The organism is Streptomyces sp. LS-MS-L19 (assembly GCF_058382285.1).
The window spans coordinates 9,517,175-9,528,766 of the sequence record NZ_JBYCLL010000001.1; the positions used below are offsets into that span (position 1 = coordinate 9,517,175).

Below are 11,592 nucleotides of genomic sequence, written 5' to 3' on the forward strand. Positions count from 1 at the left end.
CTGTCGCCGGCGTGAGTGACAGGCCGGTTCCGGCGAGGCATCCGTCGATGAGGTGGAGTGGTACGGGATCTTTGGCATGCCCTGGCGGATGGTCTACTTCACCTCGATGCCACGATAGTGCGGCCAGGCGTCTGCAAAAACTGCCTACGTGACAGTGGTGTTGGGAACACCCCTGTTTCGGTGTTCAGGCCCAGCGACGGTGACCACCGTGAGCGGCAGGATTCACACCGTCGGCAATGGGCCGACGCGCATTCCAGCGCACGCATCGAGACGGGGTACCCATGACTGAAATCTTCGCGCGGCGCCTGACCGGCGTCGCGGGCACCGCCGCCGCAGTCGCCTTCATCGTCGAAGTGCCGTTGTATTTCGTCTACTCGGGGCCGCCACCGGACGGGAACGTGCTGAGCAGGCTGCTGATCGGAGTCATCGCCCTCGCCTGCCTGGTCGTGTTCGTGACGGCCCTGCGGGAGCTGGTCAAGAAGGCGAACCCGGCGTACGAGTGGGCCGCCTCCATGGCCTTCGCTGCGGGTCTGGTCTACGCGACGATCACGTTGGTCTCCAGTGGTCTGGAAGCCGGAGCGGTCATCGCCGCCGACCACACGATCGATCCGACCATCGAGGTCAGTGGCACCTACATCCTCTACGGGTCCATTTCCCGCCTGATGCTGGCACTGTTCCTGACCGCAGTGGGCTTTGTGGTCTCGCGTACGAATTTGCTGCCGCGCTGGACCGGCCGGTCGGCCTACGTATTGGCGGGGATCAACCTCGCCTTCGTGCCGTCCCTCTTCTTCGGTAACACTCCCGCGCACTTCTACGCGGCCAACGGCTGGGGCACCACCGCCCTGATGGGGGCGATCTTCAGTTACTGGCTGCTGGCGCTGGGCATCTCCACCTACCGCAGCGGCGCACGGCCCGTTCCGGCCCGGACTCCGGCGAAGGAGCTATGAGCGCCTCCGCAGCGGGTGGTTGTGGTGTCGGCCCAGCACGGGTCGGCACCACACCCACAGCACTCACGGTGTTCGATGAACTGCTATCGGGCCACGCTGGTGAGTTGCGCCGACATCACCCAGGCCAGGCAGCTGGGACTGGTTGGCGTGGTCTCAATCCTTGCCCGGGCACAAATCCCGGTAGGGCGCATCGGGGATGTACGTGTGCCATTCGGCGGTCGTGAGGGTCGTGTCGGTGTGGGCGCAGATCCAGGTGGCGGCATAGGCGGGCGTCACTCGGTAACGCTGGAGGGGGACATGGGGGCTGCTGGCGTAGAGGGACGTGCCGTCCGTCGTGAAGGCCAGGGAGGTGATGATCTCGCCGGGTGTGGTGAGGCCGCTGCCGAGGGGCTGCCGGTTCGCGGTGTCCCAGAGCTGGAGGGTTCCGGAGTCTCCCGCGACGGCGAGGGTGGCGCCGTCGGGGCTGAAGGCGAGCGCGGTCACGGCTTCCGGGGCGCCGCCGCCGACGGGGTCCGGGAAGGTGTTGGGCAGGACACCGAGCCGGTGAGCGAGGTCGCCGTCCCACAGGGCGACCCGGCCGGACGCGTCACCGACCGCCACCCGGGAGCCGTCCGCACTGAACGCCACCGCCTCCGTCTCCTGCCCGAGTCCCAAGGTCCGGGAGGTGCTGCGGCCCGTGGGCGGAGAGGCGACCCGGTCACCGCCGACGAGTAGGCCGCCGTCGGGCCGCAGTGCGAGGGCTGTGATGTTGAGGTCTCCGAGGTGGGTGGGTTTGCGTCGGCCCGCGGTGTCCCACACCTCGGCGTCCGTCGTGCCGGTGGAGGTGTCCCGGACGGCCACGAGGCGGCGTCCGCCGGGGCCCACGGCGAGTTCCTCGACGGCGGCGGACGGTGCGGAGGAGGCCCCGAGGTCCAGCGTCGCCCTTACCTCGGCGTGGCGGACGTCCCACAGCGTCAGCGGCTGCGCCGAGGTACCGCGGCCCAACGCGGAGAGGCCGTAGGCGAGGGTCGTGCCGTCCGTGCCGAACGCCATCAGCGGCTGGGCGTCGGTCGTCGTCACCGGCCCGCCGCCGTCGGCGGCCACGGGGAACGCGGCGGCGGGAAGGGTGCGCAGGGTACGGCCGGTGGCGGGGTCCAGGAGCCGGAAGACGTAACCGCCGGGCCGCTGTTCGGCGGTGGCGAGCGTGCGGCCGTCGGGGCTGAGCAGCGCGTCGGCCAGTGCGGTGGCCCGCCAGGCGGCGGTGACGGCCGGACCCAGGTCGAGGGTGTGGACCGTACCCCCTTCGAGGTACCGCAGTGCGGATCCGCCCGGGTCCCAGGCGAGGTCGCCCTGTATGCGGCGGCCGTCCAGGGAGTGGCGGAAGACGGGCGTGTCGGGTGCGGACAGGCGCCAGACGGTCAGTTGTGCCGGGCCGGCGGCGGCGAGGAAGGCGCCGTCCGCGCTGAAGGCGACCGACTCGGAGTCCGGGGCGTCGAAGCCGGCGACCTCCCGGCCGGACGCGATGTCCCACACCCGCACGTCCGCGCCGGAGACCACCGCCAGCCGGTGCCCGCCGGAGTCGAACACGAGGCGGGAAGTGTCGTCGCCGCAGCTGCCCGCCCCCGCGTTCTTCGTCCAACCGCCGGGCAGCGTACGGCCGTTGGTCGTGTCGTGGATCTGGACGGCGCCGCTGGTGGGGCAGACGGCGACCAGGCGGCCGTCCGCCGTGGTGGCCACGTTCGTCTCGGATCCCGCCGACGCCCGGAACAGCGGGCGGCCGTCCGTGAGGGCGCGCAGTTCGACGCGCGGTTCGTCGACGGAGCTGAGTAGGTAGGCGTCGGCGGCGGCGTCGAAGGTGGCGATCTGCGTACCCGCACCCGCTTCACCCGCACCCGCTTCGCTCTCCGTACCCGAGCGCACGTCGGCACCCGCGCGGCTCTCCGCACCCGAGTCCATGTCCGCATCCACGCCCTGCGTCGCCGTTCCCACCCACCGCCCGGCCGCCAGGTTCCACAGCCGTACGCCCCGCTCGTCGTCGAGGGCCAGGACCTTCCCGTCGCGGCTCGCCGCCTCGATGCTCGGGCCGGCGAAGGGCAGTCGGCCGGAGGCGATCGCCCGGTGGGTGACGGTGTTCCAGGTGTGCCAGGTGCGGCCGCTGACGCTCAGCAGGACCTGTCCCGAGCGGACGAGGAACCGTTCGGCGCTGCCGCCACCGGGCCCGGGATCGGTGAACGCGTCGCGCTCGGGCTGGGCCGGCGCGGCGAGCAGTGCCGCCCGGCTCTCGGGGAGCGCGGCGATCCGCCAGGCGGCCAGGCCCAGCAGTCTGGCGGTGCGGGGATCGGTGGTGCGCATGCTGTCGGCCACCTCGGCGACCCGTTGGGCGGCCGCCGCCCGCTCGTCCCGCACCTCGGTGTCGTGCTGCTGCCAGGCGACGAGCCCGATCACCAGCGCGACCGCGAGCAGCGCCGCGGCGGCGGTGACCAGCCGCCGGGTTCTTCGCCGGGTACGGCTCACCGCGTGCCGCTCGTCGTCGCGGGCCCGCAGGGCAGCAGCGAGGAAGTCGCGTTCCGGAGCGGTGAGGACGGGTTTCCATCCCGTGTCCGGCGTCCCGAACAGCTCCACCGCCCGCTCCAGCCGCACCCCCCGGTACAGCGCCCCGCCGTCATGTCCGAGATCCAGCCACGCCCGTACGTCCTCGCCGAGGCGCCGATGGGCGATCAGCCGCCCCCGGTTCTCGTCGATCCACCGGCCGAGCCGCGGCCAGCTGCTGATGAGCGCCTCGTGGCCGAGTTCCACCGTGTCGCCGTCGAGGGCGAGCAGCCGGGCCGCGGCCAGCCGCTCGACGACCGCGGGGAGTTCGGGGTCGCCCCAGTCGTCGAGTTCCGCGCGCGTGACCGAGCGCCGGGTGTCGGGTGCGCCCTCGCCGGGCTGGATCAACCGCAGCAGCAGTCTCTGCGCGATGTCCGCCTGGCCGGGAGACAGTGCTCCGTACGTGCGCTCCGCGGTCGCGGCGATCGCGCCCTGGACACCGCCGGCCGCCTCGTAGGCGGCGAGGGTGAGGATACGGCCGCGCCGGCGCCGCCAGGTCTCCAGCAGGGCGTGCGAGAGCATGGGCAGCGCGCCGGGCCGGTCGACGACCTCCTCGACGATCCGGGCGGTCAGCTCGCGTTCGACGACGAGCCCGGTGACGGAGGCGGGCCCGGTGACCGCCTCCCGCAGCTCGGTCGCGGACATCGGCCCGATGAGCAGTCCGCAGTGGCGCAGCACGTCGGCGAGTCCGGGGTGGTCGGCGCACTGGCCGTAGAAGTCGGCCCGCATGGCGATCACCACGTGCAGCCGGGAGTCCGGCTCCCTGGCCGACAGCAGCAGGTCGATGAAGCGGGTGCGCTCGGCGCGGTCCCGGCAGAGCGTGAAGACCTCCTCGAACTGGTCGACGATCAGCCAGCTGTCGGGGTCTTCGTCCCCGGGCGCCAGCAGGTGGCCGTAGGTGGCGGCGGGCCGCTCACCGGGCGTGAGGATCCTGACGACCGCGGGGCGACCGCGCTGGCCGGCGGCCTCCTGGACGGCGGGGATGAGTCCCGCCCGCAGCAGCGACGACTTGCCGCTGCCGGACGCGCCGAACACGGCGGCGAACCGGCGCTCGCACACGAGGTCGAGCAGCTCGGTGACGAGTCGCTCCCGTCCGAAGAAGAGCTCGCGGTCGCCGGGTTCGAAGCGGGCGAGTCCGCGGTACGGCGAGGTGGCGTCACCGTCGGGCCCGGTGAGAGGGACTTCCTGTGTCTCCGCGGCCTCCTCGGCGGCAGCGCTGCGGCGCGCTTCCCACAGGTCCGGGTCCCCGTCGCACGCCTCGACGTAGGCGCGGACCACGGCGGCCGAGGGCAGCCGGTCACCCGCGGCGGCGCGGGAGAGCGCGGACACCGACAGGCCCGTACGGTGGGCCATCGCGCGGTAGGAGGGACTGCTCGCCTTCTGCCGGAGCAGGCGCAGTTCGTGGGCGAACAGCTGCACCGGGCCGGCGGCTGGATCGACCGGACGTTCTGGACGACCCAATGGAACTCCCAGGAAATCCCCTCAAAAACAATCTTGGTCAGGAACTATGACCGACCGGGCGAGGGGACGACAATGCCCGGCCCGGTGACGTTGGTCACCGGGCCGGGAACGGCACCGCGGGGGTTACGCGTGCTCGTACACCGAGATGTGGCTCTTCCAGTTGAAGACCGTGTCCGGGATGTACGTGCCGCCGGGCGGGGTGATCAGGAACTGGTCGTCCTTGTTGCCCGGGTTGGCGGAGTAGGTGAGTCCGTCGCAGGAGACCGCCCACCGCTGCTGGTGGGTGCCGTCCTCGGACAGGCACTTGCCGTTGGAGGACATGAGCTCGTCACCGTCGGCGTACCACACCTGGCGGGAGTCGTTGTAGTTGCAGGGGGTGAGGGCGACGTTGTAGCTGGTGTTGGTCAGGCACTTGCTGCCCTGGCCGATCAGGTAGCCGATGGCGCCGTCGCTGTTGATGTGCGGGGTCTCGGCGACGTCCCAGTTGTAGTACGGGGTGTTGTAGCTGCCCGAGTACAGGTCGTCGTGCACGTCGCTGCCGGAGGCGTGGGAGGGGATGCGGAACTGCACCCCGTCGGCGATCGGCTGGCCGCGCTTCTCGGCGATGACCGGCTCGATCGAACCGCCGCCGGTGTAGGCGATCGGGAAGGCGCCGAAGTTGTGGCCCATGACGTAGTTCAGCGCGCTCTGGACACTGCCGACCATGTTCGGACCCGCGCTGCCGATGCGGGCGCCGATGGACTTCAGGGCCTGCCCGGCGCTCTTCAGGGTGGCGCGGACGCCCTTGCCGACGTAGGACTCGTCCAGCTTGTCGAGTCCGGAGAAGGTCAGCATGGAGACGGTCGCGTCGAAGAAGGCACCGCCGACGCTCTTCCAGTTGAGGTAGCCGTCGGTCAGGTACTGGAAGGCCAGCGCGCCGACGAACCCGCCGAGGAAGGACGCGAACCGCACGCCCCACTTGCAGCCGACCGGACCGGTGAGCGAGCAGATCAGTGTGGAGCCGAGGATGGTGATGACCGCGTCCGCGGCGATCTCCACCGCCCGCGCCGACAGGTAGGACCACTTGGCCTCTGTCACCTTGTGCAGCTTGCCCGTGCAGTCGGTGACGGCCTCCTTCTTCTTCGAGGCGAGGACCGTCACCTGGTGCGCGGTGAGGGCGTACGAGGTGGCGGAGACCGTGGCCGTGGAGGAGCCGGAGTCGTAGGCCGCGCTCTCGACGACGGGCCCGTTCGCCACCGGCCGTGCCTGTGCGCGGTAGGCGGCCTCGACCGCGTCGACCGTCCCCTCACAGAGCTGATTGACCGAGGTGGACGTCCTCCGGGCCGCGTCCGACAGGCGGCTGCCGAAGGAGGCGTCGAGGAGGGTGGCGGCCAGGGCGGTGACGAGCACCGTGATGATCAGTGTGCGTATCGGCACCCGTTGAAGCGGACGCCCGGTGAACCAGGTCAGCACGAATAAGCTCCTTATGGATGCTTTGTCCGGATCGGGAACGCGGCGGTGTGTGCGGGTGCCGCCGGAGGAACCGCCCCTGCCGGGCCGGCGCATTCGGGTCGCCGGCTCGCCGGGTGGGGCGGAACGTTTCCGATCCTGTGGTGCCGGATGTTGTTGCTCAATCCCCCCTTCGGGGCGGCAACAACTCGGTGACCTGGGGGAATGCGGGGACGTGCGGGCGCGATCCGCAGCAACGGTCCGGTTGGGACTGGGGCAGGTGCGACCGGTACGGTCGCTGCTCCTGGCGCGGGGCGTGGAGGTACGGCGCGCCTTGCTCGGCTGGTCGGGTGGTAGAGCTGCTGGCCGGTGCCGGTGCCCGGGGTCGCAGTCGGGGACATGGTGCGACCGCCCCCGCAGCCCCTTCGCCCCCCTGGTGGTCTGCGTCAGCAGGAATTGTCGGCGCCGTTTCTGCGCCCCGGCCCGTTCTCGCTGATGGAGTCAGTCGCCTGCGGGTAGGGCGGCGGATGTGCGCCGCAGCCACTGTCCGAAGGTCCGCCGTGCGGGCCGCACCACGACGCGGCCGTGGGCTGCCGTGCCGACCAACTCCACGCGCAGTGCGATCGGTGTCCCGGGGTCTGGGGCCTGACGAATCTTGATCTTGCTGTGTGCGAGGCTCAGGGCGCCGGTATCGACCACGATGCCCGGTTTGGTGATCAACGTCAGTTTCTTGCCCGCCATGTTCATGTCGATCCGCAAGGTGTCCTGTGTGATCACCGCCTGAGTGAAGTCGAGCGTCACCTCGCACCACGCCGTGGCCAGCTCCAGCCTCCGCGGGACCACCCAGCGCCCCTCGCGTCTGACCGCACCACTGTGAATGCCCTCGATTCGGAGTACGTCCTTGACCTCCGCTACGGCGGTGCCGGTCGAAGCGGACACGGCCGGCAGGTCAGCGGTCAGTTCGGTGAGTTCCCTGACGGTGCGTGCCGACAGGGCGACTTCGAGGCGTTCGTCCAGCTCGTCCGCGGTCAGCAGACCGTCCCCCGCCGCGATGCGCAGCACGTCCACCACCCGGTCCCGGTCCGCATGAGAGGCCCTCAGCTCGGGTGACGAGTCGGGGTCGGAACGTTTCCCGGTGGGCGAGATCTCTCCCGGCATACTTCCGTCCTGGTCCTGTCGAACGTCTCCGTGCGACGCAGACAGCGGCGCGAGAAGAAGACTAACGCTATATCGCGACACGGATCCCGGCTGGACCCCATAACGGAGAGACGGTGGCTGGCGTCGATTCACGGCATGCGACGGCTTCCATCGTGCCGAGACCCGGCCTCGACGTACACGGGGGAGGGTCGCATCTGGCGATATCCGGTACGGCGCACCGGGATAAGGTCCGCATGCACCCGCCGCTCGTTGAGCACCTCGCGCGCCGGCGCCGGTAAGCGTGGTCAGCCTCTGGACGACGCGCTGCGCCGTCCATCTGCTTGCGGGCCCCTGCGTCCCGGGGGCGATCGTCGAGGTCCCCGGGACGCACGTCTGCCTGATGCCTGTGTGGTCAGGGCGCGTCGACGAGCATCCGGTTGTCGGCGGGGGCGATCGCGGCGAGTCCGCCGGCGTAGGCGGACTGTACGCGGGAGCGTTCGGTGGCGTTCGGTGTGGCGTTGGTGCAGGCCGTGCCGGCGCTCGACCCCGACATCAGCTGTGAGCACGGGCCGGGCTTCGTGTCGGGCAGGCCGAGGCTGTGCCCGAGTTCGTGCGCGGCGATCCGGGTTTTGTTGTAGCCCTGGTCCACGGCCTGGCTGCCGAGTTCGACGCGGACCTGACGGCCCGGACGAACGGGGCCGAGCGTGGCCTGGGGCCAGCCCGTGGTGGCGACGATCACGATCTCGGCCGCCGTGCCGGGCGCCGCTTCCACCAGACGGACGTTGCTCACGTTCGCGTTCCACGAGGCGACTCCGGCCGCGATCGCGGCCTCCCAGCCGACGGCGCGGCTGTCGTCGTAGCGAAGGGTCACCGCTGCGGCCTGCGTTGCGGGCGAGGCGGTCGCGTGAGCGGGGGCGGCGGTCGCGGCGCCCGCCATGCCGAGGACGAGCGCTGTGGCGGAGGTGCCTGCCTTGAGCCAAGTGCCGAGGGGCATTGCTGCTCCTTCATCCGTGGGGGGAATCCGGCCCCGGCGGGGCCGGGTGGGCGAAGGAGCGGCGCGGGTTGTCCGGTGGGGGCCGGACGCGCTGTCGACCGCCCCTCCGGGGCGTTGCGATGGTATGCCGTGCCATCCCTGTTCGTCATGTACCTGCCATGGTGAATATCCGTCAGAGTCGAGTTTCGGACGGAAGTTGTCCGGCCGGTCTTCGAAGGCCATCCGCCGACGCCGACGCGTCGACTGCTCCGGACGCCGGTTCCACGACCAGGCGCCCGTCGCTCGCCAGGCAGGCTGCACTACGCTCAGGAAGGCCTGACCGCCGATACGGCGGTCACGGTCACGGTGTCGTCGCACTCGGCGAACTGCCCGTCGTCCAGGGCCACCTGGTGCGCCCCGGATCCCGGCAGCCCTACGACCATCGTGGGGTACACGACGGGCGCCGAACCGGACTCGCAGTACCCGTCGCCCTCTCCCTGCACCTGCACGAACGTCAGCTTCACCCAAGCCGTTCCACTGGGAGCCACCTTCACCGACGCCGCCGCTCCGGTCGGCTTGACGGTGAGCGGCACGTTCATCTCGGGAGAGCCGTTCCCGGCGCCGGCCACTGTGGGGTGCCCCTGGAGGACGCATGTCCGTCCGGACACGTTGGTGAACTCGACGACGGCCGCCCCGGTACCCGTACCAGAGGGCCGCACGGCGGCCTGACGGGCGGTCGCCTTCAGGCTGCCCGCGGAACAGGTCGCCGCCGAGCCGCCCGGGTCGGGTGCGGCCGACGCCGGTGCCGAGGCAGCGGGAGCGGGCCGGGAGGCGGAGGGCGTCGGCGCGCCGGAGGCCGTAGAGGAACCGGAGCCGGCGCTGCCGGACTTCGGGGCGCCGGGCGTGGACGAGTCGGCCGCTGAGCTCACGGCCGCGGACGGGGTGACACCCTCCGCGACGTCCGCACCGCCCCCACCGGGCTGACATCCCGCCACCCCCAGCGCCGCCGAAGCCACGACGACCACCATCACCGAACCGCGCATTCCGTTCACGTACCGCATGCCGTCCCCCGACTCCCAGTTGACCGGAACACGGCTCCTTGCCGCCTCCGTCGAACCAGACAGAACAGTGAGGCCAGCAGTTCTCCCGCACTCCGACCTGTAACCCACCGGTGACGAAATCCAGCCACAACCACCGTGAAGCGCACCCGGACAGGCCATCAACTCACCCCTCTACGCAGGGTCGCCGCACGGCCGTCCCAGCCGTAGCTCGTGCGAAGCCCATCGACCTGCTCGGGGGCTCGTTCGCTGCCGTGCACACACCCGCCTCACCCCCGCTCTGCTTCTGCGGGTTCGCCCGCACGGGGGCAGACTGGGCAGAGTGAGTGATACACGTCTCGGAGGTGCCGACACCACGTCGGCCCCTCGCTCGGTGCATCAGCAAACACTGGCTCTCGCGGCCATGATGTTCGCGGTGGCGATGACGTTCATCGATCAGACCATCGTCTCGATCGCCGCCCCGGACATCGTCCGCGAACTGGGCCTCTCCGCATCCGGCATGCAGTGGGTGATCAACGCCTATCTCCTGGCGTTGGCCGCCTTCTTCGCCGTCGGCGGCCGCCTCGCCGACCTGTACGGACCGCGCCGGATCGTGGTCATCGGCACGCTCGTGTTCGTCGTGTCCTCGGTGATGTGCGGCTGTGTCCCCAAGGGGGACGCCGCGCAGGGCTGGCTCATCGGCTTCCGCGCTGTCCAGGGGGCCGGGGCGGCACTGCTCTTCCCCGCCGCGCTCGCGGTGGTCGTGGCGGTGTTCCCGGCCGAGCGGCGCGGCCGGGCCCTCGCGCTGTTCTTCGGGCTGTCCGGTGCGCTGACCGCCGTAGGACCGCTGCTGGGCGGCTGGCTCACGGCGGCCTGGACATGGCGCGCGGTGTTCTGGGTCAACGTCCCCGTCGCCGTGGTGGCACTGGTACTGACCGCGATGGCCCACATCGCCGACCGTAGACGGACCGGCACACTGGACATCGTGGGCGCCGCTCTCATGGCGGCCGGCATGGGACTGAGCGTCCTCGGCTTCCAGCAGGCCTACACCTGGGGCTGGGACAGCCCCGCCACCTGGCTGTGCGTCGCGGGCGGTCTGGCGATCCTCGTCGTCTTCGTCCGCTACGAGCGGGGCGTCCGCCATCCCCTGATCGACCTGCGCGTCTTCCGGGACCGGGGCTTCACCATCGACGCGGTGGTGCTGTTCTTCGCCATGCTCGCCTTCGTCCCGCTGTTCTTCTTCGCGTCCGTGTACGCACAGGTCTCGCTCAGCGCCTCGCCCAACCAGGCGGCACTGTTCCTGCTGTACGTGTTCGCGGGCTTCGCCATCGCCTCGCAGTGGGGCGGCCGGATCCTCGATCAGCGGGGCGCTCGTCCTGCCCTGAAGGCGGGCGGTGTCCTGGGCTGCGTCGGATTCGCCCTGTGGGCGGGCAAGCTGACCGACCTGTCCATGCACGACCAGTGGCCGTACGCGGCCCTGGCCGGCGCGGGCATCGGCTTCATTCTGGCTCCCGCCTCCACGGACGCCGTCAACCGTGCGATCGGGCCGTCCTACGGCGAGGTCACGGGCGTCACCCAGACGGTGCGCAACTACGCGGCGAGCGTGGGCATGGCCGTCTTCGGCACCATGCTCACCCATGTCACGCGCTCGAACGTGACGGACACCCTGCGGGCGCGGGGTCTGTCGGCCGAACAGGCCCGGGACACCGCGCACCACGTCAGCAGCTCCATCACGGGCAGCGGCGACGCCAGCCCACCCTCGGGCACCGGTGCGGCGGCCAGCCAGACGCGCGACCTCGTCAGCACGGTCCGCATGGACTTCGCCGAGGCGAACCAGTGGGTCTTCTACGGCATGGCCGTCGCCCTGGGGATCGCGTTCCTGTTCGCGCTACGGCACCCGGGCGGCACCCCGGCCGAGGCCGCCGCAGACGCCGGAGTCTCCTCCGCCGAGGACGCCGCAGCCCCCGGGGCCTCGTCCGCCGAGGACGCGCAGCACCGGCACACCTCCACGAGGACCGACTGACCGTCACCCACCACGGCC

General features: G+C 71.1%; 7 protein-coding genes. 2 read left to right on the plus strand and 5 right to left on the minus strand.

From position 1 onward, the window contains the following. The first annotated feature begins 281 nt into the window (after positions 1-281). Entirely contained in the window at positions 282-947 is a 666-nt protein-coding gene (locus AC2XR2_RS42510; RefSeq protein WP_491518096.1) for a hypothetical protein, read from the plus strand. Positions 948-1,100: 153 nt separating this feature from the next. Here AC2XR2_RS42510 and AC2XR2_RS42515 read toward each other — a convergent pair whose 3' ends face one another. From AC2XR2_RS42515 to AC2XR2_RS42535, 5 genes are all read right to left on the minus strand, one after another. Further along, positions 1,101-4,976 (minus strand): nSTAND1 domain-containing NTPase, encoded by a 3,876-nt coding sequence (locus tag AC2XR2_RS42515; protein WP_491518097.1) that lies wholly within the window; start codon positions 4,974-4,976, stop codon positions 1,101-1,103. A 123-nt stretch (positions 4,977-5,099) separates the two neighbouring features. Continuing rightward, positions 5,100-6,392: a hypothetical protein gene (locus AC2XR2_RS42520; protein WP_491518098.1), complete on the minus strand. Its 1,293-nt coding sequence runs from the start codon at positions 6,390-6,392 to the stop codon at positions 5,100-5,102. A 513-nt stretch (positions 6,393-6,905) separates the two neighbouring features. Continuing rightward, on the minus strand, positions 6,906-7,562 hold the full coding sequence (locus AC2XR2_RS42525) for a DUF1707 SHOCT-like domain-containing protein (protein ID WP_491518599.1): 657 nt from the start codon (positions 7,560-7,562) through the stop codon (positions 6,906-6,908). A 391-nt stretch (positions 7,563-7,953) separates the two neighbouring features. Next, entirely contained in the window at positions 7,954-8,535 is a 582-nt protein-coding gene (locus AC2XR2_RS42530; RefSeq protein WP_491518099.1) for a snapalysin family zinc-dependent metalloprotease, read from the minus strand. 305 nt (positions 8,536-8,840) lie between these two features. Then, a complete protein-coding gene (locus AC2XR2_RS42535) occupies positions 8,841-9,575 on the minus strand; it encodes a DUF4232 domain-containing protein (RefSeq protein WP_491518100.1) in 735 nt (244 codons plus the stop codon). 400 nt (positions 9,576-9,975) lie between these two features. Between AC2XR2_RS42535 and AC2XR2_RS42540 the strand changes: the two genes are divergently transcribed. Then, positions 9,976-11,574, plus strand: coding sequence for an MFS transporter (locus tag AC2XR2_RS42540; protein ID WP_491518600.1), 1,599 nt, complete (start codon positions 9,976-9,978; stop codon positions 11,572-11,574). The last annotated feature ends 18 nt before the right edge of the window (positions 11,575-11,592 follow it).